Below are 25,427 nucleotides of genomic sequence, written 5' to 3'. Positions count from 1 at the left end.
TGTCTTCCTTCTCCACGAGCCCCGGCGTAGCTTGAGCGGCCGATCTGATGTTCCGTCAGAATGTGGGGTGCCGAGGTGTCGTACCGGACGTACCAGAAACGAACCGCCGCGCTCGCGTCCCTCGTGGCCCTGGCCGGCTCGGCGGTGCTGATGGCCGCCCCGGTGGCCCATGCCGAGGTCGTGGACGTCGAGTACAACTGCAAGACGCCGATCGGGGACAAGTCCGCGGTGTCGCCGATCGACATCAAGGGTGTCGAGAGCGGCGACGGCTACAAGATCACGATGTCGTGGCAGAAGGGCGTGTCGTCCAGCCCGGTCGAACTGGGCAAGGGCGCGATGACGCCGAGCGCCACGATCGAGTTGGGCGGGGCCGACAACGGGACGCTCACGGTGACGGGGCCGGCGAACCAGGAGGCGCTTCCGGCCAACACGCCGATCAAGATCAATGACCTGAGCGGTACGTACACCCCGAAGAAGACCGGCAAGGTCGACTTCACCGCGGGTGTGCTCACCATCAAGGCCCTCGGCACGGTGACCACCTGCACGCCGGGCAACGACCCCGGCCCGTCGCTGACTCTCGACGTCACCGCCGCGGGCGGGAGCGCCTCGGGCGGGTCGGGGGGCGGGTCCGACACCGGCGGTTCGGGTGGTACGGGCGGTTCGGGCGGCGAGTTGCCGCAGACCGGGCCCCTCGACTCGGCGGTCGCCCTCGGCACGCTCGGTGGCACGGTGCTGCTCGCGGGGACGGCGGGGGTGCTCTGGGTGACACGCAGGAACCAGGCGGTACGTCGCTGACGGGAGCCGAACGTGATCAGAAGGCGGCGGATCCCGGCGTCGTACTCGACCTCGCACTCGACCCCGACCTCGACCTCGCACTCGACCCCGACCTCGACCTCGCACTCGACCTCGACCTCGCACTCGACTTCGACCTTGTACTCGTACCCGACCTGGGCCTCGGCGCGGGTGCTCGCGGTGGTGTTCGCCCTCGTCGTGGTGCTCGTGGCGCCCTTCGCCGGCGGGGTCGCGCAGGCCGCGGACAAGCCGACCGTGAAGCTGTCCAAGTCGCAGGCGGGGAACGGTGGTTCGGTCACCGTGACCGGGGACGGCTGGCGGCCGAAGGCGATCCTGATGGTGCTGATCTGCGGTCAGTCCGTGCCGTCGCGGGGTGTGCCCGGCGGCACCGACACCTGTGCCAACGGCGACGGGCGGGCCGTGACCGCCGACGACAAGGGCGACTTCCGCCGGGAGTTGCCGGTGGCCGAGCCGCCGGTGCCGTGTCCGTGCGTCGTGCACGTCTCCACCATCACGGGGCCGAAGGCGGCGGCGGACGCGGCTTTCCAGGTCGCCGGGCACTCGGTCGAGCCGTTGCCGCGGGAGGCGTCCGGCGGACGGCTGTCGCTCCTGACGGACAGCCGACTGACGGGCTCCAGCGGGCTGTTGACCTGGTTCGGGGCGCCGCCCGCACGTGAGCTGGTCCTCACCGTCGGCAACGTCGGCACCTTCCCGGTCAAGGACCCCCTCTTCCAGGTCGGCACCTCCCACGGGGTGTTCGCGCCGCAGTGGGAGGAACAGCGGTGGCGCGGCACGATCCAGCCGGGCCGCGAGGCCCGCATCACCCTGCCCGTCGACCTCGCGGCCGGGGCCCACGGCGACTACACCGTCTCCCTCGAGTACGGCGGCAGGGTTCTCACCGAACAGCCGTGGAGCGTCGGCCGCCCCTGGGGCGTCACCCTCTTCTGGCTGATGCTCAGCCTCGTCGTACCCGCCGCGCTGTTCCGGATCGGCATGGCGGTGGTGGACCGGGTGCGGCCGGGGCGCGAGGCCCCCGGGCGAAGGGCACGCGGGCGGCGGATGCCCGGACTTCCGCCGTGGGTGCCCAGGCCGAGCCCCTCGACCGCCGCCCACGCACAACCCCGTACGCCGTCCCCCTCGCCCACGACGTCGGCCCTGCCGTGGTTCGCACCGGACACGGATCCGGGGGTGCCGCGGGCCGCGCGGTTGTCCTCGGCGCGGGAGGACACCTCCACGTGAGGGACGAGGAAGGGCCGCCGCACCCGCGGGTACGGCGGCCCCTCCCACGGACCCTCGGGCGCCGGTCTCAGTGGACGTCGCCGGTCAGGGCCCTGACCTTCCTGCGGTACATGTAGATCGCGAAGCCGGCGAGGGCGGCGAGGGTGGCCTCCACGGCGACCATGCCGGTGCCGCTGAGGTCGAAGCCGCCGACGGCGGGGTTGGAGAGCAGGCCGGTGACGGAGTCGCCCGCGGTGACCGCGAGGAACCACACGCCCATCATCTGGCCGGCGTACTTGGCCGGGGCCATCTTCGTCGTCACGGACAGGCCGACCGGGGAGAGGCACAGCTCACCGACGGTCTGGATGAAGTAGATGCCCACCAGCCACATCGGGCTGGTCAGCGTGCCGTCCGCCGCCATGCCCAGCGGGATCAGGAAGAAGAAGAACGAGACGCCGACGAGCACCAGGGCCATCGCGAACTTCACGGCCGTGCCGGGCTCCCTGCCCTGGCGGTTCAGCCACAGCCAGAGCCACGCGAACACCGGGGCCAGCGCCATGATGAACAGGGGGTTCAGCGACTGGTACCAGGAGGTCGGGAACGCGAAGCCGAGCAGCGATCCGGCCACCTTCGCGTCGTTCGAGCCGAACGCCTGGACCGTGGACGCGCCCTGGTCGTAGATCATCCAGAACACGGCGGCGGCGACGAAGAACCAGATGTAGCCGGTCATCTTCGACTGCTCGGCGGTGGTCAGCTCCTTGTCCCGCTTGATGCGCAGCAGCACACCGGCCGGGACGACCAGACCGATGACGGTCAGCGGGATCATCGCCCAGTTCAGGGTGAAGTGGCCGCTGAGGCCCACGGCGCCGTAGAAGACGGCCGCGACGGCCAGCCACAGCAGACCCTTGCGCAGCCAGGAGGCGCGCTCCTCGGCCGCCAGCGGCTTGGGGACGAGGTCGCTCCTCGGGCTCAGGGTCCGGCTGCCGGCGAGGAAGGCGGCGAGGCCGATGGCCATGCCGACCGCGGCCATGCCGAAGCCGAGGTGCCAGTTGACCTCCTGGCCGACGGTGCCGATGGCCAGCGGGGCGAAGAAGGCACCCGCGTTGATGCCCATGTAGAAGATCGTGAAGCCGCCGTCGCGCCGGGGGTCCTCGGGGCCGTCGTAGAGATGGCCCACCATCGTGGAGATGTTGGCCTTCAGCAGGCCGGAGCCGGCCGCGACCAGCGCCAGGCCCGCGAAGAACGGCGCCTGACCGCCCGGCAGGGCGAGCACCAGGTGACCGCACATGATCGTGACCGCGGCGATCGTCACCGTCTTGCGGGGGCCCCAGACCCGGTCGCCGAGCCAGCCGCCGGGCATCGCGAGCAGGTACACCATCGCCGAGTAGACGGCGACGATCGTGGTGGTGGTGGCCAGGTCCATGGCCAGGCCGCCGCCCATGCTCCCCTTGCCGGCGTCGGGGCCGCCGGAGAGCAGGTAGACGGTGAGGAGGGCCTTCATGCCGTAGTAGGAGAATCGTTCCCACATCTCGGTCATGAAGAGAGTGGCCAGTCCGCGGGGGTGGCCGAAGAAGGTGCCCTCGGTGCCGGGGGTTCCCCGGCCGGCCGAGTCCTTCGTCAGGCTGGACGCCATGGTCGTTCCTTGCAGGTCGGGACGGAGCGCGTGGGGGCGCGCGCCCGGTGGAGGGGGTCGGCCGGGACCGGCCGGCCGGGACGTCCGCCCCACGCCCACGGGGAGTCCGCCCCGGGACACGGGGCGGCGGACGGCGACCACCGGGATCCATGCCCCTCTACGCGCGTCGACGCGTCGATGCGTCCCGCGTGTTCGGGGTCCGGCCACAGGTCATTCCGCACATAAAAGAGACCTTCAGCGCAGATATACCGCCAAAGGCCCTCACGTGTTGCTACAGGCGTTCCGTCACCATACGCCACAGGACTGCGGGAAATGGAAGCGCTTGAGAGGCGGATCACAGGTAAGAATGGAACCTTGATCGCACATTCGAAGGTCATTCAATGGTTCGCGTCGCGTAGACGCAGGAGGTGACCACGGAGGGCGTGGCACGGCGACGCCGTGTTCACGGGATCGCCGCGCGACCCGCACCGGACCCGGGCGCCTTCTCCACACGTCGACGCGGATCTTCACCGGGGGTGGGACGAAACACCCGCCACAGTGGATCATGCCCCGCCGAAGTAGGAGAACCAGGGGAAGCAGGTGTGAATCACGCTTGTCGATCCCCCTCCACCTGCGGTTCTCGGCGGACTACCATCACCTCATGACCCGTGTACTGCTCGCCGAGGACGACGCGTCCATCTCGGAGCCGTTGGCTCGCGCACTGCGCCGGGAAGGGTACGAGGTGGAGGTCCGTGAGGACGGACCCACCGCGCTGGACGCCGGAACGCAGGGTGGCGTCGACCTGGTCGTCCTGGACCTGGGGCTGCCCGGGATGGACGGCCTGGAGGTGGCCCGCCGGCTGCGCGCCGAGGGCCTCACCGTGCCGATCCTCATCCTGACCGCGCGCGCCGACGAGGTGGACACCGTCGTGGGCCTGGACGCGGGCGCCGACGACTACGTCACCAAGCCCTTCCGGCTCGCCGAGTTGCTGGCCCGTGTCCGGGCCCTGCTCCGGCGCGGCGCCGCGGAGCCGACGCAGCCGCCCGCCACCCATGGGGTGCGGATCGACGTCGAGTCGCACCGGGCGTGGATGGGGGAGGAGGAGCTTCAGCTCACCGCGAAGGAATTCGACCTGCTGCGGGTGCTCGTGCGCGACGCGGGGCGGGTCGTCACCCGTGACCAGTTGATGCGCGAGGTCTGGGACACGACGTGGTGGTCGTCGACGAAGACGCTGGACATGCACATCTCCTGGCTGCGCAAGAAGCTCGGCGACGACGCGGCGAATCCGCGGTACATCGCGACGGTGCGCGGGGTCGGGTTCCGCTTCGAGAAGAACTGACCGGCAGGGGCCGGGCGCCGAGCGGCACGGGGGCGTGTGCCGTGCGGCGGCCGCAGGGGATGCGCGGCTGACCGCTGACCGCTGACCGTGCGGTTCCCCGCGCCGCTCACGGGGCGCGGCCCTGCCGCTCGTGGGCCGCGTCCGGCGAGCGCCGGTAAGCGACACCGCCCCCCGCCCGGCACCAGGCGCCGGGTGTCGCACAATCAGAGGTCCAGGAACACCCGCCCGCCCGGAGGGCAACCGTGCGCCGCCGTCTCATCCAGTCCACCCTCGCCGTCGTCCTCGTGGTCATCGCGGTCTTCGGCGTCTCCCTCGTCATCGTCGAGACCCGCACGATCAGCACCAGCGCCCAGGAACGCGTGGAGTCCGAGGCGGTCCAGCTGACGAGCATCGTGGACAGCCGCATCATCGGCGACGAACGGATCACCGCGGAGGTCCTCAGGGACCAGGTCGGCGACGAGCGCTACGCCCGTATCGAGATCCCCGGCCAGGCCACGATCGAGATCGGCGAGAAGCCCGTCGGCGACGTCATCCGCCATGAGGCCAAGGGCGAGAAGGACGAGGTCGTCACGGTCGAGGAGTCCCGTTCGGCGGTCAGCCGCGAGGTCGGCCGCACGCTGCTGATCATCGCGGCGGTCGCCCTGCTCGCCGTCATCGCCGCCGTCGTCCTCGCCGTACGCCAGGCCAACCGCCTCGCCTCCCCCCTCACCGACCTCGCCGAGACCGCCGAACGGCTCGGCTCCGGCGACCCCCGCCCCCGCCACAAGCGCTACGGCGTCCCGGAGCTGGACCGGGTCGCGGACGTGCTGGACTCCTCCGCCGAGCGCATCGGCCGCATGCTGACCGCCGAACGGCGTCTCGCGGCGGACGCGTCCCATCAGCTGCGGACGCCGCTGACCGCGCTGTCCATGCGGCTGGAGGAGATCACCCTCACGGACGACCTCGCCACGGTGAAGGAGGAGGCCCACATCGCGCTCACCCAGGTCGAACGCCTCACGGACGTCGTGGAGCGGCTCCTCACCAACTCCCGCGACCCCCGTAACGGCTCCGCCGTCTCCTTCGAGCTCGACGAGGTGATCAAGCAGCAGCTGGAGGAGTGGCGGCCGGCCTACCGGAGCGCCGGGCGGGCCGTCGTCAGCTCGGGCAAGCGCCACCTTCAGGCGGTGGGCACGCCGGGCGCGGTCGCGCAGGTGCTGGCCGCGTTGATCGAGAACTCGCTCATGCACGGCGGCGGCACGGTGGCGTTGCGCACCCGCGTCACCGGGAACCAGGCGGTGATCGAGGTCACCGACGAGGGGCCCGGCGTTCCCGCCGACCTCGGGGCGCGGATCTTCGAGCGGGCGATCAGCGGGCGCAACTCGACGGGGATCGGGCTGGCCGTGGCGCGCGACCTCGCGGAGGCCGACGGGGGGCGCCTGGAGATGCTCCAGGCGCAGCCGCCGGTGTTCGGGCTGTTCCTGTCGCGTACGCCGGTGCGGACGCCGTCCGGCGATGACCGGCCCGTTCGGTAGCTCGGCGGTGGGGTGCGGGCGGTGTGCGCGGACGCGCCGTGGCTCCGGGGCGTGCGACGGCGGGTGCCACAGCGGGTGCGGGCCGGTGGGGCTTCTCGCGCGGTTCCCCGCGCCCCTTCGGGGCCCGGCCCTCAGCGGCGCTTGCCCGTGACCGCGGGTGGGTGGGCGGCCCCCGCTTCGAGGAACGATTCCGCGCTCGACACGGCCTTGCGGGCCGGGAGGGCCCGGAACACCCAGCTGCGGTACGACCAGAAGCGGAAGAGGGTCGCGATGCCGATGCCGAGGAACTTGAAGATGTTGGACTGCAGGGGGCTGTCCCAGTCGAAGCCGTAGGTCGCGGTGTACAGGACACCGTTCTCGATCACCAGCCCGACCGCGCTGAACAGCAGGAAGAGCGACAGCTCCTTCGTACGGCCGCTCTTGTCACGGTCCCGGTACGTGAAGTAGCGGAACCCGACGTAGTTGAACGCGATCGCGACGATCGTCGCGATGACACTGGCCCGCACGACCTGCAGGTCGGTGGTGTGCCGCACGAGGTTGAACACCGCGAGGTTCACCAGCAGCCCCGCACCGCCCACCGCGCCGAACTTGGCGACCTCTCGTACGAGCTGGTCGATCCGGCGGCGCAGGGCGCCGCGGGGCTTCGTATCAGGCCCCGAGGTGGTACTTCCCATGGTGTGCGGCCCCCGTCGCTCGGTCCGGTCGGTGTCGTGCCGGTGGTCAGCCGGTTGCTGGTCCGTCCGAAATGAGTTGATCTTCGGTCGAAATCCACTGGTTCAGCCATGCTAACCAGCGCCCCTTGGCAACGCCTGTGCGGAAGCTCACACCCGGGACGCGGGGGAGGTCCCGGGGCGGTCCGGTGGGGAAACGGGCGGGGAAATCGGGCACCGGGGAGTGGCCGATTCCGTGGCCGATACCCTGGGGGCGTGACGTTCCCGGTAGTCGGCATGGTCGGCGGGGGGCAGCTCGCTCGTATGACACACGAGGCGGGCATCCCGCTCGGCATCAGGTTCAAGCTCCTCAGTGACACCCCTCAGGATTCCGCGGCGCAGGTCGTCGGCGATGTCGTCATCGGCGACTACCGCGACCTCGACACGCTGCGTGCGTTCGCGCAGGGCTGCGACGTGATCACCTTCGATCACGAACACGTACCCACCGAGCATCTACGGGCCCTGGAAGCGGACGGTATCCCCGTACGCCCGGGCCCGGACGCGCTCCAGCACGCCCAGGACAAGGGCGTGATGCGCGCGAGACTCGACGCGATCGGCGTGCCCTGCCCACGGCACCGCATCGTCGCGGACCCCGACGACGTGGCCGCTTTCGCCGCCGAGGGCGAGGGGTTTCCGGTCATCCTCAAGACCGTGCGCGGCGGCTACGACGGCAAGGGCGTGTGGGTCGCCCGGTCCGTCGAGGACGCCGCCGAGCCCTTCCGCGCCGGTGTCCCGGTCCTCGCGGAGGAGAAGGTCGACTTCGTCCGGGAGCTGGCCGCCAACGTCGTACGGTCGCCGCACGGCCAGGCCGTGGCCTACCCGGTGGTGGAGTCGCAGCAGGTGAACGGCGTCTGCGACACCGTCATCGCGCCCGCCCCCGACCTCGACCGGGGCCTCGCCCTCAGGGCCGAGGAGCTGGCCCTCACCATCGCCAAGGAACTGGACGTGATCGGCCACCTGGCCGTCGAGCTGTTCCAGACCCGCGACGGCCGCATCCTGGTCAACGAGCTGGCCATGCGCCCCCACAACTCCGGCCACTGGAGCCAGGACGGCGCGATCACCTCGCAGTTCGCCAACCACGTACGGGCCGTCCTCGACCTGCCGCTGGGCGACCCGCGCCCGCGCGCGAAGTGGACCGTCATGGTCAACGTCCTCGGCGGCGACTACCCCGACATGTACTCCGCGTACCTGCACTGCATGGCCCGCGACCCACAGCTCAAGATCCACATGTACGGCAAGGACGTGAAGCCCGGCCGTAAGGTCGGTCACGTCAACACCTACGGCGACGACCTCGACGACGTGCTGGAGCGCGCCCGTCACGCCGCCGGCTATCTGAGAGGCACGATCACCGAATGAGCCCTGTCGTAGGCATTGTCATGGGTTCGGACTCCGACTGGCCCGTCATGGAGGCCGCCGCGCAGGCCCTCGACGAGTTCGAGATCGCGTACGAGGTCGACGTCGTCTCCGCGCACCGGATGCCGCGCGAGATGGTCGCGTACGGCGAGGAGGCCGCGGGCCGGGGCCTCAAGGTGATCATCGCGGGGGCGGGCGGCGCCGCCCATCTGCCCGGCATGCTCGCGTCCGTGACCCCGCTGCCGGTCATCGGGGTCCCCGTGCCGCTGAAGTACCTCGACGGGATGGACTCCCTGCTGTCGATCGTGCAGATGCCGGCCGGTGTGCCCGTCGCGACGGTCTCCGTCGCCGGGGCCCGCAACGCCGGACTGCTGGCCGCGCGCATCCTGGCCACGCACGACGAGGAACTCCTCGGCCGTATGCGGGAGTTCCAGCAGGAGCTGAACGACCAGGCCACCGAGAAGGGCAAGCGCCTGCGCACCAAGGTCGAGGGAGCCGGCAACGGCTTCGGCTTCGGGAAGTAGACGCGACGCGATGACGGGGATCACGGGGGACACGGGGGACATGGGTATGGGCATGGACATGGCGTCACTGGAGGCGGCCCGGGAGCTGCTGCGGGAGTTCCCGGTCGCGGACGGGCACAACGACCTGCCCTGGGCACTGCGCGAGCAGGTCCGCTACGACCTGGACGCGCGGGACATCGCCACCGACCAGAGCGCCTTTCTCCACACCGACCTGGCGCGGCTGCGCGCGGGCGGCGTCGGGGCGCAGTTCTGGTCGGTGTACGTCCCCTCGGACGCCGAGGTGCTGCCGAGTGCCGTCTCCGCGACGCTCGAACAGATCGACTGCGTACGGCAGTTGATCGACCGTTACCCCGCCGAGCTGCGGGCCGCGCTGACCGCGGCCGACATGGAGGCGGCCCGCGCCGAGGGCCGTGTCGCCTCCCTGATGGGCGCCGAGGGCGGCCACTCCATCGACAACAGTCTCGCCACCCTGCGGGCGCTGTACGCGCTCGGTGTCCGCTACATGACGCTCACCCACAACGACAACATCGCCTGGGCCGACTCCGCGACGGACAAGGCGGCGGTCGGCGGCCTCTCGGCCTTCGGCCGGGCCGTCGTCCGGGAGATGAACCGCGAGGGCATGCTCGTCGACCTCTCGCACGTCGCCGCGACGACGATGCGCGACGCGCTCGACACGTCGGTGGCCCCGGTGATCTTCTCCCACTCGTCGTCGCGGGCCGTCTGCGACCACCCCCGCAACATCCCGGACGACGTCCTGGAGCGGCTCCCGGCCAACGGGGGAGTGGCGATGGTGACGTTCGTGCCGAAGTTCGTGCTCCAGGCCGCCGTCGACTGGACGGCGGCCGCCGACGAGAACATGCGGGCCCACGGCCTCCACCACCTCGACACCACCCCCGAGGGGATGGCGGTGCACCGCGCCTTCGAGGAGCGCAGCCCCCGTCCGGTCGCCACGGTGTCCACGGTCGCGGACCATCTCGACCACATGCGCGAGGTCGCCGGCATCGACCACCTCGGCATCGGCGGCGACTACGACGGCACGGCCTTCACCCCGGACGGCCTGGGCGACGTCTCCTCCTACCCGAACCTGATCGCCGAGCTCCTCGACCGGGGCTGGTCCCGGGCCGACCTGGCCAAGCTGACCTGGCGCAACGCGGTCCGGGTGCTGGGCGCGGCGGAGGACGTGGCCCGGGACCTCCGGGCCCGTACGGGCCCGTCGAACGCGACGCTGGAGCAGCTGGACGGGTGACACCGGGTGCCGCCCGGGCGTCACCCGGGTGGCGCAACGACGGCCCCGCCGCGGCCGTACAACCCGAACGCCCCACCCACCAGGAACGCGGGCGGCCTCCGTGCCACGGTGACGAGTACTGCGATCACCCAACGGCTACGGAGGTCCGCCATGGCAGATCTGCAGGACGAACTGCAAGCGGCGGGTGAGGCGGGGGAGCTCGACACCCCGCCCACCACCGGTACGAAGGGCAAGTCCAAGCCCACGCCGAAGCCGGGCCCTCGGCTTCCGGCGGCGGAGCCCGAGGCGACGGCCGACGGCACGACCGGGACCGCCGGGCCCGGGACCGCCGCGTCCGGGACCGGCGAGCCCGCGCCCGCCGAGGGCCCCGCGGCCGGGACGGCCGAGCTGACGTGGGCCGAGCCCGGGACGGCGGAGTTCCGGACGGCCGAGCCCGGGACCGCCGCGTCCGGGACCGCCGCGTCCGGGACCGGCGAGCCCGCGCCCGCCGAGGGCCCCGCGGCCGGGACGGCCGAGCTGACGTGGGCCGAGCCCGGGACGGCGGAGTTCCGGACGGGCGAGCCCGGGTGGGCCGGGTTCCGGACGGGCGAGCCCGGGTCGGCCGAAGCCCTGACCGCCGAGCCCGGTGAGGCCGAGCCTCCCGATGAGCTGGCGGCGGCGCACTCCTTCCTCGTCGAGCACCCCGTCGCCGACGGCTACAGCGGGCTGCCGTGGGTGCTGCGCCATCTGCCCTGGTACGACCTGGAGCTGGGCGAGGGCGGGGTGGACACCGATGTGCCGCGGATGCGCAAGGGCCACATCGGCGCGCTGTTCTGGTCCCTGCACCTGCCGGAGGGCCTGACGGGCGAGCGGGCCGTCGGCGCCACCCTGGAGCAGCTGGACCTGGTCCGGACCGTCGTCCACGCCCACCCCGAGGGCCTGCGGCTCGTGCACAGCGCGGGGCAGACCACCGACGCCCGCAACTGCGGCCGGGTCGGCGTCCTGCTCGGCCCCGCCGGAGCCCCCGCCCTCGACGACTCCCTCGGCATCCTGCGCGCCCTGCACGCGCTCGGCCTGAAGATCCTCACGCTCGCCGGTGTGTCCTGGGCGGGCGAGGCCGGGCTGACCAGGTTCGGCGAGGAGGTGGTCCGCGAGATGAACCGCATCGGCGTCCTCGCCGACGTCTCCGGAGCCCCCGAGGCGACGGTCCGCCGGACCCTCGCCGTCTCCCGCTCCCCGGTCCTGTGCACCCGCTCGGCTGCCCACGCCCTGCGCTCCCACCCCGCCAACCTCTCCGACGACCTCCTCGCCGAGCTGGGCGAGGCCCAGGGCCTGTGCATGGTGCCGCTGACCGCCGAGCAGACCGGCCCGTCCATCCCGGACGTGGCCGACCACCTCGACCACGTCCGCAAGATCGCCGGCCCCGATTGCGTCGGCCTCTCCGGCACGTACGACTCGGGCGCCGCCCACCCCGCCAGCCTCACCGACGCCTCCTGCTACCCGCACCTCGTCGTCGAGCTGATGCGCCGGGGCTGGCCGGCGGACGACCTCGCGCTCCTCACCTGGGGCAACGTCCAACGCGTCCTGCGCAGCGCCGACTTCACGGCGCGGGCGGCCCAGGACCGCCGGGAGGCGTCGACGGCGAAGATAACGGAGCTGGACGGATAGGCAGCCGGGCCGCCGGGCCGCGTGGCCGCCGGGCGCCTCGGCCGTCGCGCGGAGTCAGCAGGCGCAGAGGCAGAACGGGTGCCCGGCGGGATCCGCGTACACCCGGAAGCTCCGCGAGCGGTCCTCGGCGTCCAGCGGCCGCGCCCCGAGCGCGAGCACGTCCTTCTCGGCCGCGTCCATGTCCTCCACGGTCAGGTCCAGATGGAACTGCTGCGAGGCGTCGGGCGCGGGCCACTTCGGCGGTACGAACCCCTCGGCGGCCTGGAACGCCAGCGACGGGCCGCCCGGCACCACCAGGTCGACCCACTCCCCGTCGCCCTCGACGGTGCCGCCCAGCACGCCCGCGTAGAAACCGGCGAGCGCGCGCGGATCGGGACAGTCCAGGACGACGACACCCAGCTTGGCGACAGCCATGACTTCCTCCTTGAAATCGGTGTCACTCCACGGGTCACCCACCTCGGTTACCCCAAACAGGCGGGCAACCAGTAACCGTTACTGCATGCTGCCCCATAAGGGGTAACATCGCAAACGGAAAACGGAGGTACCGTCGCTGCCATGAGTGAGAGCGCGCCCGCACCCGATGGCCTCGCCCTGGTGGAGGCGCTGGTGAACACCCTCGACCTGGAGTCGGGCGCCGACACGCTCGACACCGCCGAGGGCCGGGCCCCGTTCGGTGTCGCGGAGGCGGAGCTGGCGGACGTACGCGAGTTGCGCGAGTCGCTGCGCGCCGTGTGCCTGGCGCACGCGGGCCACCGGCCGCACCGCGCGGTGACCCCCCTGGGACAGCTGTTGGCGCGGGCGCCGCTGTACGTCGCCGTCGACGGGCGGGACGGCTCGGCGACCCTCGCCCCCGCCGACGAGGGCCCGCTGCTCTCCCGCGTGGCGGCCGCCGTCGCACAGGCGCTGACCGCCGGTACCTGGCTCCGCCTCAAGGCCTGCGAGCTGCCCGAGTGCCACTGGGCGTACTACGACCGCAGCCCCGCCGGCCGCCGCCGCTGGTGCTCGATGTCGGTCTGCGGGGCGCGGGCGAAGATGCGCCGGTACCGGGCGAAGGCCTGACCGCCCGACCCGCCGGCAAGGCGAGGACCAGCACGGCGGGCACGGCACCGTGGGCCGCCCGCCGCGCCGCTCTCACGCGAACTCCGCGGCGACCGGCAGCGCAGCCGCGTCGCGGGGCGCGGCCACCCGAACCGGAACCCGGTGCCCGGCGCAGCAGCCGGGCGGTGCCGACCACGAGCAGCCGGTCGTCGGCGCGCTCGCCCACCCGCAGCCACAGCAGCGCCGGGAAGGCGCCCCCGTGCACTTCGAGATCGGCGAGGAGCCGCAGTCGGCGCCCGCCGTCGAGGGAGTCGCCTTGCGCGGAGAGGAGGACGGACCTCGCCCCGACCCTTCCGGCGGACTCGACGGACTCGACGGACTCGGCGAACTCGAAGCGGAACACGGGCTGTTCGGGTCCGTCCGGCACGGTCAGCGACGCCCCGGTGAGGGTGACGCGGCGGCGGCCGGTCGGCAGCGGGCCGTACCGCGGTGACGGTTGTCATCCCGGATTTCCTTGGAAAGCGGTTCCCGAGGTGTGGGGAGGATGTGGAGAATGGGGTGGGCGCCGGTCCGACCGGCTGAGCCCCGGCCGGACCGGCGCCCACCTTCGTCGCGGGACGCGTCAGCAGCTGTCGGTGAGGAAGTCCTCGGTGGGGGCGCGCAGTTGCCCGGCCCGGACCGTGTGCATCTGCACGTAGCCGTCCGCGTTCAGCAGGTGGGTGACCCGCTGCCCGAGCGACTGCTCCAGGTGTGCCTTGTCAGGTGTGCCTTGTCGATGTGGTTCAACAGCACCGTGAGGGTGTCGTCGGAGATCGCCCCGCCGCCCTCGACGACCGGCGCCGGGATGGTCTCGACCCCCACCGTGCGCATCTTGGGATACGAGTCGAGCGCCGTCGCGGCAGGGGGCGATGCCGGGGGAGCGGCGGCCCCGCCCTTCCAGCCGGATTCGGCGAGCCCCAGGAAACCGCGTCAGGCGGTCGGCCGCCCCATCGCCCGGTACGTCCAGCCCGCCCGCCGCCACAGCTCCGGGTCCAGCGCGTTGCGGCCGTCCAGGACGAGCCGTGTCGACGCGACCTCGCCCAGCGCCGCCGGGTCCAGCTCGCGGAACTCGTGCCACTCGGTGAGGTGCAGCACGATGTCGGCGCCCCGCACGGCCTCGATGGCGGAGTCGGCGTACCCGAGCGTCGGGAAGATCCGCCGGGCGTTGTCCATGCCCTTGGGGTCGTAGACGGTGACCTGGCCGCCCTGGAGGTGGATCTGCCCGGCCACGTTGAGGGCGGGGGAGTCGCGTACGTCGTCGGAGTCGGGCTTGAAGGTGGCGCCGAGCACGGCGACCCGCTTGCCGAGGAAGGACCCGCCGTCCAGCGCCTGCCGGGCCAGCTCCACCATCTGCCCGCGCTGGCGCATGTTGATGGAGTCGATCTCGCGCAGGAACGTCAGCGCCTGGTCGGCGCCCAGCTCACCGGCGCGGGCCATGAACGCCCGGATGTCCTTCGGCAGACAGCCGCCGCCGAACCCGATGCCGGCCCGCAGGAACTTCTTGCCGATCCGGTCGTCGTGCCCGATGGCCTCCGCCAGCTTGGCGACATCGCCCCCGGCGGCCTCGCACACCTCGGCCATGGCGTTGATGAAGGAGATCTTGGTGGCGAGGAAGGAGTTCGCGGAGGTCTTCACCAGCTCGGCGGTCGGGAAGTCGGTGAGGATGAAGGGCGAGCCCTCGCCGACCGGCGTCGCGTACACCTCGCGCAGCAGCTTCTCGGCCTTGTCGCTCCGCACACCCACCACGATCCGGTCGGGGTGCAGCGTGTCGTTCACGGCGAAGCCCTCGCGCAGGAACTCCGGGTTCCAGGCCAACTCGGCGTCCGCCCCGGCCGGCGCGTGCTCGGCGAGATAGGCGGCCAGCCGCTCGGCGGATCCGACCGGCACGGTCGACTTGCCGACGACGAGGGCCGGGCCCGTCAGATGGGGGGCGAGCGAGGCGAAGGCGGCGTCGACGTACGACATGTCGCAGGCGTACTCGCCGTGCCGCTGCGGGGTGTTCACGCAGACGAAGTGGACGTCACCGAAGGCCGCGACCTCGGCGTAGTCGGTCGTGAAGCGCAGCCGCCCGCTCGACCCCTCGATCCCGGCGACGTGCTTGCGCAGCAGTTCCTCCAGGCCCGGCTCGTACATCGGAACCTCGCCCCGCCGGAGCATGTCGATCTTCTCTTCGACGACATCGAGCCCGAGCACCTCGAACCCCAGCTCGGCCATGGCCGCAGCGTGTGTCGCGCCGAGGTAGCCGGTGCCGATCACGGTGATCTTGAGGGCCATGCGTACTCCTGGGATGTCCGGCCATGAGGTGTCGACCATGCTCTGGTCGAGTGCGCTGCACGAGCATAGTCGGGGCGTGTTCGAGCCCTTCACCGGGCAGATTCCCCGGGGGCCGGCGGCCTGTCGTCAAACTCACGTATCACTCGGCGTGCCCCGACCACTAAAATTTGGGTTACTTAACGGTAGTTAGCGTCAGGAGCGTGAGAGACCTTGGCCGGATCGGCTGATTTCGACCTGTACCGCCCGTCCGAGGAGCACGACATGCTCCGCGACGCGATCCGTTCCCTCGCCGAGGCGAAGATCGCGCCCTACGCCGCCGCCGTGGACGAGGAGGCCCGCTTCCCGCAGGAGGCGCTGGACGCGCTCGTCGCCAACGACCTGCACGCCGTGCACGTCCCCGAGGAGTACGGCGGCGCCGGCGCCGACGCGCTCGCCACGGTCATCGTGATCGAGGAGGTGGCCCGCGCCTGTGTGTCGTCCTCCCTCATCCCGGCCGTCAACAAGCTCGGCTCGCTCCCGGTGATCCTCTCCGGCTCCGAGGAGCTGAAGAAGAAGTACCTGGGCCCGCTCGCCAAGGGCGACGCGATGTTCTCGTACTGCCTCTCCGAGCCGGATGCCGGCTCCGACGCGGCCGGCATGAAGACCCGCGCGGTCCGCGACGGCGACCACTTCATCCTCAACGGCGTGAAGCGCTGGATCACCAACGCGGGCGTCTCCGACTACTACACGGTGATGGCCGTCACGGACCCGGAGAAGCGCTCCAAGGGCATCTCCGCCTTCGTCGTCGAGAAGTCCGACGAGGGCGTCTCCTTCGGCGCCCCGGAGAAGAAGCTCGGCATCAAGGGCTCCCCGACCCGCGAGGTCTACCTCGACAACGTCCGTATCCCCGCCGACCGCATGATCGGCGAGGAGGGCACCGGCTTCGCCACGGCGATGAAGACCCTGGACCACACCCGCATCACCATCGCCGCCCAGGCCCTCGGTGTCGCCCAGGGCGCCCTCGACTACGCCAAGGGCTATGTCCAGGAGCGCAAGCAGTTCGGCAAGCCGATCGCCGACTTCCAGGGCATCCAGTTCATGCTCGCCGACATGGCCATGAAGGTCGAGGCCGCCCGCGCCCTGACGTACCAGGCGGCGGCGAAGTCCGAACGCGGCGACAAGGACCTCACCTTCCAGGGCGCCGCGGCCAAGTGCTTCGCCTCCGACGTCGCCATGGAGGTCACCACGGACGCCGTCCAGCTCCTCGGCGGGTACGGCTACACCCGCGACTACCCGGTCGAGCGCATGATGCGCGACGCCAAGATCACCCAGATCTACGAAGGCACGAACCAGGTCCAGCGGATCGTCATGGCCCGCAACCTGCCGTAACTCCTTCGGCGCAGTCCGTACACAGCCCCCGGCGCCCCGCCGGGGGCTGTTGTCGTACGGGGCGTATGGGGCGGATTGTTTCCGTCCGCCCGATGGCGGGCGGGGACGGGGAGGCGTAGGACGGAAGTGCACGGGGCCCGCCCCGGACCCCGCTCCCGTCACCCCCCAGGAGGAGCCATGACGCAGCAGCAGACCGGAAGCATGACGGCCATGAGCAAGGAGATGCAGGACTGTGTCAACGCCTGCATGGCCTGCCACAGCATGTGCGAGGAGACCATGAGCTCCTGCATGCAGGCCGGCGGCCAGGCCCAGATGCAGATCATGCGCGCCCTGATGGACTGCGCCGAGATGACCCGTATGTGCGCGGACATGATGATGCGCCGCTCGCCGCTGTCCGCCGAGATGTGCGCGATGTGCGCCCGCGCCTGTGACATGTGCGCCGAGGCGTGTATGTCCATGCCGGACGATCAGCAGCTGATGCGCTGTGCCGAGGCGTGTCGCCGCTGCTCGGAGATGTGCCGGACGATGGCGGGCGCGACCGCCTGACCCACCGCGTACGACCGCGTACGGCCGTGTACGACCTCGTACGACCAACGGCCGAGGGGCACCCCGTCACGGGGTGCCCCTCGGCCGATGCGATCCGTTGCGATCCGGGTCAGTTGCCCGACACCGTCACCGTCTCGTCGTTCTTCAACTGCTCCACCAGCTGCTTCACCTTCGCGGTGTCCCACTGGAGGTTGCCGTTGTCGGCGTTGCCCGAGATCGGCATGTTCATCGACTTGCCGTCGCCGCCCGTCACGCCCTTCATCGCCCAGAACATGTCGGCCAGGTCGAACAGGCTCATGTCCTTGTCGACGATCAGGGTGTCCAGACCGGCGCTCATCGTCGGGTACAGCTTGAACGGGTTCAGCACCGTGCTGGGCGTCGCCGTCTGACTGGCGAGGGCCGCGAGGAACTTCTGCTGGTTCTTCGTACGGTCCAGGTCGCTGCGGGCGAGGGCGTAGCGGGTGCGGACGAAGGCGAGGGACTGCTCGCCGTTCAGCGTCTGCTTGCCCGCCTCGAAGTCGGCACCGGACTTGGTGTCCTTCAGGCCGCCCTTGGGGATCTCGATCTCCACGCCGCCGACCGCGTCGACGATGTTCGCGAAGCCCGCGAAGCCGATCTCCACGTAGTGGTCGATGTGCAGACCGGTGTTGGCCTCGACGGTGCGGACCAGCAGCTCGGGCCCGTCCTCCGCGTACGCCGCGTTCAGCTTCACCTGACGGCCGGTGCCCTTGAAGGTCTTGCCGGACTCGGAGCCGACGAACGTCGGTATCTCCACGTTCGAGTCACGGGGCAGCGAGACCAGCGTCGGGCCGTTCGAACCGGTGTGCAGGATCATCATCGAGTCCGTGCGCTTGCCGTCGGCGGACCCGGTGTGGAGTTCCTTCTTCTGGTCGTCGGACAGGCCCTCACGGCTGTCGGAGCCGACGATCAGGTAGTTGGTGCCCTCGCCCGCGTCCGGCCGCTCGATGACCTTCGACAGGTCGACCTCGCGGTTCAGCTTGGAGTCGGCCCAGAAGTACGTGCCGATCGTCGTCGCGAGGACCACCACGGTGACCGTGATCGCCGTCAGCTTGATACGGCGCCCCCAGTTCGGCGCGGGGCGCTCACCGCGGCCGCCGCCGGGACCCCCGGGGCCGCCCGGCCCACCGGAGCCGTAGACCTGGCCGGTGTTGTAGTCGCTGTTGTACCCGCCGCCGTACTGGTCGGGTCCGTTGCCGTAGCCGTCGGCGTACGAATCGCCGTACGACGGCTGCTGGGGCACGCCGCCCTGAGGGGGTGCCGACGGGCCGCGACGGACCTGGCGCATCACGCGCGGCCCGTCGGGCTGTGCGCTCGCGTTGCCGTGTCCGTAGCCGCCGCCGCGGTAGTCGCCACCGCGATTGTCGCCGGACCATGCCTCGGGCCAATCGTTCATGTGCCCCAGTGTGCCGGGTAGGGCTGTGCCCTTTACAAGGGTCGATGAAAAACAAAGGCAGGGCTGTTGCGAAGCTGACACAAATTGCACGGTTTTGTAGGGGGCCAGGCGTCTATTGGGCCGGGGCCGGCTGTTCAGAGGCGAGTGCGGGTTGTTCGTGGTTGCTCGCGCCGTTGCTCACGCCGTTCCTCGCGACCCTCGGGCGGCCGGGGCCTCAGGCGCACGACACCTGGTCGCCCCTCACCACGCCCGACTCGCCCTGCTCGGGGTTCTCCGCGCGTACCCTGCGGACCTGCTTGAAGTCCGTGCCGGTGATCACCCTCAGGGTGGGGCCCTGGGCGCGGACCGGGCGCAGTTCCGAGCCCGGGAGGGCGGTGGCGAGGGACTGGGCGGAGCGGTCCCAGCGGGGGTCGTAGACGACGAGGGTGCGGGCGACGTTCTGCCGCGGGGCGTTCACCGGGATTCTGGTGGTGCGGAAGCCGGTGGCGGCCAGCTGGCGGTCCACCTCCTTGCCGAGGCCGGGGACGGCGGTGCCGTTCTCGACCTGGACGCGGATCTGCTGGGGGGCCACGTCGACGAGGGTGTACGTGCCGCGCGCCTTGTAGGGGGCGAGGGGGCGGTCCTCGCGCAGGGCCTCGAAGAGGCGGGCGGACTTGGCGTCGTCCCACTTGAGGGTCGAGCCGATGCCCTCCACGGCGTATCCCATCCGTCCGATGGGCACGGTGGTGAACTCCGAGGAGGCCGGTGTGAGGTTCCGCAGCGCGCGGCCGAGGTCGATCAGCTCGCCGGTGCCGAACTCCTTGTCGGCGCGGACGGACCCGAGGACGGCCTGGGTGACGTCCCGGAACTTCATCGGGTTGAGCAGGACACCGGAGGAGGTGGCCTGGGACATCAGGGACGCCATGAAGCGCTGCTGGCGCTTCATCCGGCCGAGGTCGGAGGAGCCGTCGGCGTGCCGGGAGCGGACGTACTGGAGGGCCTGGCCGCCGTCCAGCTCGTGGGTGCCGGCGGCGAGGTCGAGACCGGTGTAGGAGTCCTTGAGGGGGCGCGTGGTGCAGATCTTGACGCCGCCGAGCACGTCGACGGTCCGCATGAAGCTGGTGAAGTCGACCTCGACGTAGTGGTCGATCTTCACCTTGGTCATGTGCTCGACCGTGCGCACGGTGAGCTGCGGTCCGCCCTCCGCGTAGGCCGCGTTCAGCTTGATCGGGTGGGCCTCGCGGGTCTTCCCGGTGGCGCGGTCGGTGTGCGCGGGCGTCTCGGCGTACGAGTCGCGCGGCAGGCTCACGACGCTCGCGCGCTCCCGGTCCTCCGAGATGTGCACGATCATCATCGTGTCCGTGCAGTGGCAGGGGGCCCCGCCCAGCCGGTACCGCCGCCGTTCCTCCTCGGTGATCTTGTCGCGGCCGTCGGTGCCGACCAGCAGGACGTTCATGCCGTGGCCGGCCTCGGGACGGTTCTTCATGTCCTTGAAGGCGTCGACCCGGGTGATCTCGTCGTCCAGGCGGGTCACCACCGCGTGTCCGATGCCCGCGGCGGCCAGCACCACCACCGAGAGCGTGGTCACCGCCCGCACGGCCCAGCTCCGCCGCCGGGGGCGTGCGGGGGGCCGGGGCTGCTGCGCACGGGCTGGGCGGCGGGGCGGCGTGGACACGGGGGACACCTCCGCGGGACCGGTTCAGGGGAAGTCAGGGATCCGTGAGCACCGTAGGGCGCCGTGATCCGTGCCCCGTCCCCGTGACCGGGCGGCGCGCGTCGGAGTCCCCCGTTCGCGGTAACGTGAGCCCCCTATGAACGCCAAGCCCGACGTGCAGCTCCCCGCCGTGTCCGTGATCATGCCCGTCCTCAACGAGGAGCGGCATCTGCGCGGAGCCGTCCAAGCGATCCTCGCGCAGGAGTACGCCGGCGAGATGGAGGTCGTGATCGCCCTCGGGCCGTCCACGGACCGCACGGACGAGATCGCCGCCGAGCTCGTGGCGGAGACCGCGTCTTTCGAGAGCAAGCGCGTGCACACCGTCCCGAACCCCACCGGCCGCACCCCCGCCGCGCTCAACGCCGCGATCAAGGCCTCCCGCCACCCGATCGTGGTCCGGGTCGACGGCCACGGCATCCTCTCGCCGAACTACATCGCCACCGCCGTACGGCTCCTGGAGGAGACCGGCGCGCAGAACGTCGGCGGCATCATGTACGCCGAGGGCGAGAACGACTGGGAGCACGCGGTCGCCGCCGCCATGACCTCGAAGATCGGCGTCGGCAACGCCGCCTTCCACACGGGCGGGCAGGCCGGTCCGGCCGAGACGGTCTACCTGGGTGTCTTCCGGCGCGAGGCGCTGGAGCGGCAGGGCGGCTACAACGTGGAGTTCATCCGCGCCCAGGACTGGGAGCTGAACTTCCGGATCCGCGAGGCGGGCGGCCTCATCTGGTTCTCGCCCGAGCTGAAGGTGTCGTACCGGCCGCGGCCCAGCGTGAGGGAACTCGCCAAGCAGTACAGGAACTACGGCCGCTGGCGGCACGTCGTCGCCCGGTATCACGAGGGCTCCATCAACCTGCGCTACCTCGCCCCGCCCACCGCGGTGTGTGCGATCGTGGCCGGCGTCCTGGTGGGCGGTCTGCTCACCCCGCTGGGGTACGTCATCCCCGGCGGCTACCTCGCGGCGATCGTCGCGGGCTCGATCCCGGCGGGCAGGGGGCTGCCGCTCAAGGCGCGCCTCCAGATCCCCGTCGCCCTCGCCACCATGCACATGTCCTGGGGCTTCGGCTTCCTCACCAGCCCCAAGTCGCTGGCCAAGAAGGTCATCGCCTCCCGCCGCCCGGCGGTGCTCACCGAGAGCTGAGCGCGGGTGACGTACGACATCGGGCCCCTCTCCTGACCGAGAGGGGCCCGACGCGTGTACGGCGACGACTACCAGGTGAAGTTCGGGTTGACCTCCATGCAGGCCTTCTTGTTCGCGCCGTTCAGGGCGTCCGCCGACTCCGGAGTCGTGTCGTCGTCCTTCTCGGCCTTGTACTCGTTGCCCTCACGCCAGTCGGCGCCGACGACGAGGGTGATCCCGCTGACGTCCGTGGACTTCTCCACCTGGCCGAGCGGGATGCCGAGGGCCTTGGCGACAGCCTGGGCGTCGCCCTCCAGTTCGGCGCTCGGATAGCGCACGACCGTCTTGTCCTCGACGACCGCGGTGGTCGTGGACGAGGAGGACTTGGCGAAGCCCTCCTCGACGAGCAGCCGGGACACCGTGTGCGCGCGGCCGGCGATTGGGGCGAGGGTGGAGGTCATGGTGCCGTTGATCACCAGAACACCGATCTCGTCCTTCGCCGCCGCCGGGTCGTCGGAGGTCGCGTCCTCGGTGGTGCTCTTCTTCTTGTCCTTGCCGTCGAGCGCGATGTCCTCGCGCACCAGCCGGAACAGCTTCTCCGCGTCGCCCTCCTTGGGCACGACGCGCGCGCCGACGTACGTGTACGGCATCGTCGTCATCGTGATCCGGGCCGGCTCGACCTTGCGCAGCTCCGTGCTGAGGTCGTAGAGCGTGGCGACGTCACCGAGACCCTCGTCGACGGTGAGCGCCTCGGTGGCCTCCTCGGCGAGCCTGCGCAGCTTGTTCGGGTTGGTGATCGTGGCGTTCTCGCGCAGCTCACGGACCATCGAGTTCATGTACTGGTGCTGCGCCTTGGCGCGCGCGATGTCGCTGCCGTCCTCGAAGCCGTACCGGGTGCGCAGCCACTGAAGGGCCTGCTTGCCCTTGATGTACGTGGTGCCCTTCTCCAGCTTCAGCCCGGAGCCGTGGCCCTGGCTGTCCTTGGACTCGATGTTGTCGGTCACGCACACCGGCACACCGCCGATCGCGTCGGCCATCGACACCACACCGGAGAAGTCGACCATCATGAAGTGGTCGATGCGTATCCCTGTCAGCTCCTGCCAGGTGGCGACCGTGCAGCCGGGGCCGCCGCGGCGCAGCGAGTCGTTGGTCATCGCCGAGGTGCTCGCCTCGTACACGTCTCCGTTGTCCGGGTCGGTGCACTTGGGGATGGGGAGGAGGGTGTCGCGGGGCATGCTGACGACCGACATGTTGGTGCGGTCGGCGGACAGGTGCAGCAGCATCTGGACATCGGCGAGCGGCGGCCCGTTGAAGGTGTCCTTGGCGCCGCCGAGTTTCTGGTTCTCCTCGGTGTCCCGCGCGTCCGAACCGATGAGCAGGATGTTCAGCGGGGTCTGGCCGAAGGCGTTCGGCGTCGGCTCGGCGATCTTCGTGTCGCCGAGGTTCAGCTTCTCCTTCTTGATGTTGCCGTTCAGGTGCTGGTAGTAGAGATAGCCGGCACCCGAGGTGCCGAGTATCACGACCGCCAGAACCGTCGCCGACCAGCGCAGCACCCGTCTGCGCCGGGGCTTCGCGGAGGTCTTCGCGGAGGTCTTCGCACGCCCCCGCACGCCCCCGCCCTTGCGGCGGTTCCCGCGGCGCTGCTCGGGGACTCTGACGTCCGTGTCGCCGTTCGAGCCGGACGAGTCGCCCCGCGGTTCCTGGTCCCCGTCCCGTTCGCCGGGTTCCTCGACGCGCGGTCGCCCCCCGTCCCCGCGCACGTCACTGCGTACCATCTCCCTGCCCCTCCCCACCCTGCCGTGGCGGGGCCGTCCCCGCCTCCTGTTGGACTGTCGAGACCCCAACTCGGATGTACTCATGTTCTGTTGAACGCGTCATGCGTTCCGACCGGATGACATGCGGACACGAGTCGGTACGACGGCACAGGCCGTCCGACGACATTCGGAACCGATCCGGCGGGCGCATCCTCGCGCCCGCCGGTATTCACCAGACTTCCGTGGCACTCGCGTCGGGTAAGACGCGCCACGACCTCGTCAGGTCATCAACTGGCGCACTTTTCCTTGTCCGCGGTGCTCTTCTGGACGTCGAGGTCCGCCGCCGACGTCGCGCTCAGCGACACCCCGGCGCCCTCGAAGTCCTTGCCCAGGGTCAGCACCATCGCGGGCAGACCCTGGGAGTTGGTCTCGCTGTTGCCCTTGCCGGGCTTCAGCGCGGACGCGGACAGACCCATGAGGTCGGCCAGCTTGCGCGCCTGGTCGGCCTGGTCGGGGTCGTACGCGAGGGTCGTCTTCTTCAACGTCTTGTCGGCGTTGCCGAGTTGGCTCGACTTGGTCACGCCGACATCATTCTGCAGCCAGTTGAGAGTGGCCTGTGCGCTGCCGGCCTCGGCACCGCCGTTGTAGACGTTGACCCGGACCTCGGAGGCCTTGGCGCGCGTGCCCTTGAGCTTCGCGGCCTCCTTCTCCTTGGCCTGCTTCTTCACCTCGGTGAGCGAGATGTCCTTCCTGATCGTCGCGAACAGCTGCTCGGCCTTCTGCGGCGTGGGCAGCACGGTCGCGCCGTCGGTGTTGTCGACGACCGGCACGGTGGTGAAGCTGATGTTCTTCGTCTTGACCTTGCCGACCTCCTGGCCGAGCGAGGCCAGCTTCTTGATGTCGGTGATCCCGGAGTCGACGGACAGGGCGTCTGTGGCCGCCTCCGCCAGCGACAGCACCTTCGTCGGGTCGGTGAGCGTGTCCTTGGACTTCATCTGGCGGATCATGGAGCTGAGGAACTGCTGCTGCAGCTCGATCCGGCTCAGGTCGCTGCCGAGGCCCACGCTGTAGCGGGTGCGCAGGAACGCCAGCGCCTGCTCGCCCTCGATGGTGTGCTCGCCCGCGGGGAGGTTCAGCTTCGACTTCTCGTCGTTGATGGGCTTCGCGAGGCAGACCTCGACACCGCCGATGGCCGTGGAGAGCGTCTTGACCGCGTTGAAGTCGGCCACCATGAAGTGGTCGGGCTTGATCCCGGTCAGCTCCTCCACGGTACGCATCGTGCAGCTCGGGGTGCGACCGTCCTGGCCCAGGCTCGTGTTGAACCGGACGTTCTGCGTTCCCGCGATGTTCTTCTCGGAGCCGTCCTCCTGCGTCGTCGGACAGTCCGGGATGTCCACGATCATGTCGCGGGGGATGCTCATCGCGGTCGCGTTCGTACGGTCCTTGGAGACGTGCAGCAGGATCGTGGTGTCCGCGTGGCCCACGCTGCCCGAGTCGCCGTACTTCTCGTTGCCCTCGCCGGTCCGCTTGTCCGTGCCGATCACCACGAGGTTGATCGCCCGGTCCTTGCTGAAGCCGCCGGTGCCCGCCCCGTCGTCCGAGATCTTGTCGATGTTGTCGTTGAGGTGCTGGTAGTACAGGTAGCCCGCGGCGCTCACCCCGACCACCAGGAAGGCCAGCGAGCCGGCCGTCCACACCAGGATCCGCTTGCCCACCGACTTCTTGGGCTTCGTCCTGCCCCGGCCACCCCGGCGACCCGGCAGCGGGTCCTCCTCGGGCGTGCCTCGCCGGCGCCGGGGTCCCGGCAGGGTGTCGGGGATCTCCCGGGTGTCCGTGGCCGCCGACGCGGAACGCGCGGAGGCGCCGGCCGTCGCCCTGGCCCCCGCCGCGACGGGCGCGGCCCGACGTGGCCTCGGCACCGCCGACTGCGGTGCGGAAGGGCTCAGTCGCAGTTCGTATTCACCGGTGCTCGGGTTGAGTACCCACTGGTCTGCGGGGTCGATGTCGTCCGCCCGCCCACGGCCTTGCGCGTCCACGGTTGTCTGATTCCTCCGTCGGGGCCACGCGGCGCCTTCCCCCTCAAAAGGCGCTCGGGTCTCGATGCAAGTGGTGCGTGGCCGAGAAGGCCTGTCGCACCGGATCGCTCACACTAGCCGCCCGATCAGGCGTCAAGCGACGGCGGTGACAAATTGCACGTCCCTACAACTGGGCAATCTGCCCATTTCCTAG

At 70.8% G+C, this 25,427-nt stretch carries 22 protein-coding genes; 13 read left to right on the top strand and 9 right to left on the bottom strand.

Annotation, left to right across the window (positions count from 1 at the left end; genetic code table 11):
- The first annotated feature begins 60 nt into the window (after positions 1-60).
- Both OG272_RS19855 and OG272_RS19850 read left to right on the top strand, forming a co-directional pair.
- On the top strand, positions 61-795 hold the full coding sequence (locus OG272_RS19855) for an LPXTG cell wall anchor domain-containing protein (RefSeq protein ID WP_327729396.1): 735 nt from the start codon (positions 61-63) through the stop codon (positions 793-795).
- Positions 796-930: 135 nt separating this feature from the next.
- A complete protein-coding gene (locus OG272_RS19850; RefSeq protein WP_327729397.1) occupies positions 931-2,031 on the top strand; it encodes a hypothetical protein in 1,101 nt (366 codons plus the stop codon).
- A 67-nt stretch (positions 2,032-2,098) separates the two neighbouring features.
- Here the strand turns inward: OG272_RS19850 and OG272_RS19845 are convergent, their stop codons facing one another.
- On the bottom strand, positions 2,099-3,643 hold the full coding sequence (locus tag OG272_RS19845) for an oligopeptide:H+ symporter (RefSeq protein WP_326582317.1): 1,545 nt from the start codon (positions 3,641-3,643) through the stop codon (positions 2,099-2,101).
- Between the two features lie 640 nt (positions 3,644-4,283).
- Between OG272_RS19845 and OG272_RS19840 the strand changes: the two genes are divergently transcribed.
- Positions 4,284-4,961 (top strand): response regulator transcription factor, encoded by a 678-nt coding sequence (locus OG272_RS19840; RefSeq protein WP_326582318.1) that lies wholly within the window; start codon positions 4,284-4,286, stop codon positions 4,959-4,961.
- A 242-nt stretch (positions 4,962-5,203) separates the two neighbouring features.
- Positions 5,204-6,472: an ATP-binding protein gene (locus OG272_RS19835; RefSeq protein WP_326582319.1), complete on the top strand. Its 1,269-nt coding sequence runs from the start codon at positions 5,204-5,206 to the stop codon at positions 6,470-6,472.
- A 131-nt stretch (positions 6,473-6,603) separates the two neighbouring features.
- Here the strand turns inward: OG272_RS19835 and OG272_RS19830 are convergent, their stop codons facing one another.
- Positions 6,604-7,146, bottom strand: a complete 543-nt coding sequence (locus tag OG272_RS19830) for a GtrA family protein (protein ID WP_326582320.1) — start codon at positions 7,144-7,146, stop codon at positions 6,604-6,606.
- 252 nt (positions 7,147-7,398) lie between these two features.
- Here OG272_RS19830 and OG272_RS19825 point away from each other — a divergent pair, with 252 nt between their 5' ends.
- The 4 genes from OG272_RS19825 (at position 7,399) to OG272_RS19810 (ending at position 11,952) form a co-directional block, all read left to right on the top strand.
- Complete coding sequence (locus tag OG272_RS19825) at positions 7,399-8,538, top strand: 5-(carboxyamino)imidazole ribonucleotide synthase (RefSeq protein WP_326582321.1); 1,140 nt, start codon at positions 7,399-7,401, stop codon at positions 8,536-8,538.
- Positions 8,535-9,059 carry a 5-(carboxyamino)imidazole ribonucleotide mutase gene (purE, locus tag OG272_RS19820; protein ID WP_326582322.1) on the top strand — a complete coding sequence of 175 codons (525 nt, stop codon included), beginning with the start codon at positions 8,535-8,537 and terminating at the stop codon, positions 9,057-9,059. Before OG272_RS19825 ends, purE begins: the two co-directional genes overlap by 4 nt.
- A 58-nt stretch (positions 9,060-9,117) precedes the next feature.
- A complete protein-coding gene (locus OG272_RS19815; RefSeq protein ID WP_327732234.1) occupies positions 9,118-10,305 on the top strand; it encodes a dipeptidase in 1,188 nt (395 codons plus the stop codon).
- Positions 10,306-10,821: 516 nt separating this feature from the next.
- Positions 10,822-11,952, top strand: coding sequence for a dipeptidase (locus tag OG272_RS19810; protein WP_405896041.1), 1,131 nt, complete (start codon positions 10,822-10,824; stop codon positions 11,950-11,952).
- A 54-nt stretch (positions 11,953-12,006) separates the two neighbouring features.
- On the opposite strand, the gene OG272_RS19805 is transcribed toward OG272_RS19810, so the two are convergent.
- Complete coding sequence (locus OG272_RS19805; RefSeq protein WP_326582323.1) at positions 12,007-12,366, bottom strand: VOC family protein; 360 nt, start codon at positions 12,364-12,366, stop codon at positions 12,007-12,009.
- 141 nt (positions 12,367-12,507) lie between these two features.
- Here OG272_RS19805 and OG272_RS19800 point away from each other — a divergent pair, with 141 nt between their 5' ends.
- Together OG272_RS19800 and OG272_RS19795 are read left to right on the top strand one after the other, a co-directional pair.
- A complete protein-coding gene (locus OG272_RS19800; RefSeq protein WP_327729400.1) occupies positions 12,508-13,011 on the top strand; it encodes a CGNR zinc finger domain-containing protein in 504 nt (167 codons plus the stop codon).
- 238 nt (positions 13,012-13,249) lie between these two features.
- Positions 13,250-13,483: a hypothetical protein gene (locus tag OG272_RS19795; RefSeq protein ID WP_405894259.1), complete on the top strand. Its 234-nt coding sequence runs from the start codon at positions 13,250-13,252 to the stop codon at positions 13,481-13,483.
- 215 nt (positions 13,484-13,698) lie between these two features.
- Here the strand turns inward: OG272_RS19795 and OG272_RS19790 are convergent, their stop codons facing one another.
- Both OG272_RS19790 and OG272_RS19785 read right to left on the bottom strand, forming a co-directional pair.
- The gene (locus OG272_RS19790; RefSeq protein WP_405894257.1) at positions 13,699-13,860 is read right to left on the bottom strand and encodes a hypothetical protein; all 162 of its coding nucleotides are present in this window, start codon (positions 13,858-13,860) and stop codon (positions 13,699-13,701) included.
- A gap of 99 nt (positions 13,861-13,959) precedes the next feature.
- The gene (locus OG272_RS19785) at positions 13,960-15,303 is read right to left on the bottom strand and encodes a UDP-glucose/GDP-mannose dehydrogenase family protein (protein ID WP_326582327.1); all 1,344 of its coding nucleotides are present in this window, start codon (positions 15,301-15,303) and stop codon (positions 13,960-13,962) included.
- A gap of 210 nt (positions 15,304-15,513) precedes the next feature.
- Here OG272_RS19785 and OG272_RS19780 point away from each other — a divergent pair, with 210 nt between their 5' ends.
- On the top strand, positions 15,514-16,671 hold the full coding sequence (locus OG272_RS19780) for an acyl-CoA dehydrogenase (RefSeq protein WP_326582328.1): 1,158 nt from the start codon (positions 15,514-15,516) through the stop codon (positions 16,669-16,671).
- 177 nt (positions 16,672-16,848) lie between these two features.
- Positions 16,849-17,217 (top strand): four-helix bundle copper-binding protein, encoded by a 369-nt coding sequence (locus OG272_RS19775; RefSeq protein ID WP_326582329.1) that lies wholly within the window; start codon positions 16,849-16,851, stop codon positions 17,215-17,217.
- Positions 17,218-17,326: 109 nt separating this feature from the next.
- On the opposite strand, the gene OG272_RS19770 is transcribed toward OG272_RS19775, so the two are convergent.
- Together OG272_RS19770 and OG272_RS19765 are read right to left on the bottom strand one after the other, a co-directional pair.
- Complete coding sequence (locus OG272_RS19770) at positions 17,327-18,631, bottom strand: LCP family protein (protein WP_327729403.1); 1,305 nt, start codon at positions 18,629-18,631, stop codon at positions 17,327-17,329.
- Between the two features lie 214 nt (positions 18,632-18,845).
- A complete protein-coding gene (locus OG272_RS19765; protein ID WP_405894254.1) occupies positions 18,846-20,207 on the bottom strand; it encodes an LCP family protein in 1,362 nt (453 codons plus the stop codon).
- A gap of 214 nt (positions 20,208-20,421) precedes the next feature.
- On the opposite strand from OG272_RS19765, the gene OG272_RS19760 reads away from it, so the two are divergent.
- Positions 20,422-21,465, top strand: a complete 1,044-nt coding sequence (locus OG272_RS19760) for a glycosyltransferase family 2 protein (RefSeq protein WP_326582332.1) — start codon at positions 20,422-20,424, stop codon at positions 21,463-21,465.
- A 68-nt stretch (positions 21,466-21,533) separates the two neighbouring features.
- Here the strand turns inward: OG272_RS19760 and OG272_RS19755 are convergent, their stop codons facing one another.
- On the bottom strand, positions 21,534-23,219 hold the full coding sequence (locus OG272_RS19755; protein ID WP_327729405.1) for an LCP family protein: 1,686 nt from the start codon (positions 23,217-23,219) through the stop codon (positions 21,534-21,536).
- Between the two features lie 266 nt (positions 23,220-23,485).
- A complete protein-coding gene (locus tag OG272_RS19750; RefSeq protein ID WP_326582334.1) occupies positions 23,486-25,234 on the bottom strand; it encodes an LCP family protein in 1,749 nt (582 codons plus the stop codon).
- Positions 25,235-25,427: the final 193 nt, after the last annotated feature.

Origin of the sequence: Streptomyces sp. NBC_00104 (assembly GCF_045160825.1) — a bacterium.
In the GTDB taxonomy this organism is placed as follows: domain Bacteria; phylum Actinomycetota; class Actinomycetes; order Streptomycetales; family Streptomycetaceae; genus Streptomyces.
This window is presented reverse-complemented; position numbering and strand designations above follow the sequence as displayed.

Excerpts from the sequence above, each read along its gene's own strand:
- OG272_RS19855 (WP_327729396.1), top strand. The coding sequence starts at position 61 with ATGTGGGGTGCCGAGGTGTCGTACCGGACGTACCAGAAACGAACCGCC.
- OG272_RS19845 (WP_326582317.1), bottom strand. The coding sequence starts at position 3,643 with ATGGCGTCCAGCCTGACGAAGGACTCGGCCGGCCGGGGAACCCCCGGC.
- OG272_RS19840 (WP_326582318.1), top strand. The coding sequence starts at position 4,284 with ATGACCCGTGTACTGCTCGCCGAGGACGACGCGTCCATCTCGGAGCCG.
- OG272_RS19830 (WP_326582320.1), bottom strand. The coding sequence starts at position 7,146 with ATGGGAAGTACCACCTCGGGGCCTGATACGAAGCCCCGCGGCGCCCTG.
- purE (WP_326582322.1), top strand. The coding sequence starts at position 8,535 with ATGAGCCCTGTCGTAGGCATTGTCATGGGTTCGGACTCCGACTGGCCC.
- OG272_RS19815 (WP_327732234.1), top strand. The coding sequence starts at position 9,118 with ATGGCGTCACTGGAGGCGGCCCGGGAGCTGCTGCGGGAGTTCCCGGTC.
- OG272_RS19805 (WP_326582323.1), bottom strand. The coding sequence starts at position 12,366 with ATGGCTGTCGCCAAGCTGGGTGTCGTCGTCCTGGACTGTCCCGATCCG.
- OG272_RS19800 (WP_327729400.1), top strand. The coding sequence starts at position 12,508 with ATGAGTGAGAGCGCGCCCGCACCCGATGGCCTCGCCCTGGTGGAGGCG.
- OG272_RS19790 (WP_405894257.1), bottom strand. The coding sequence starts at position 13,860 with ATGCGCACGGTGGGGGTCGAGACCATCCCGGCGCCGGTCGTCGAGGGC.
- OG272_RS19785 (WP_326582327.1), bottom strand. The coding sequence starts at position 15,303 with ATGGCCCTCAAGATCACCGTGATCGGCACCGGCTACCTCGGCGCGACA.
- OG272_RS19775 (WP_326582329.1), top strand. The coding sequence starts at position 16,849 with ATGACGCAGCAGCAGACCGGAAGCATGACGGCCATGAGCAAGGAGATG.
- OG272_RS19770 (WP_327729403.1), bottom strand. The coding sequence starts at position 18,631 with ATGAACGATTGGCCCGAGGCATGGTCCGGCGACAATCGCGGTGGCGAC.
- OG272_RS19760 (WP_326582332.1), top strand. The coding sequence starts at position 20,422 with ATGAACGCCAAGCCCGACGTGCAGCTCCCCGCCGTGTCCGTGATCATG.
- OG272_RS19755 (WP_327729405.1), bottom strand. The coding sequence starts at position 23,219 with ATGGTACGCAGTGACGTGCGCGGGGACGGGGGGCGACCGCGCGTCGAG.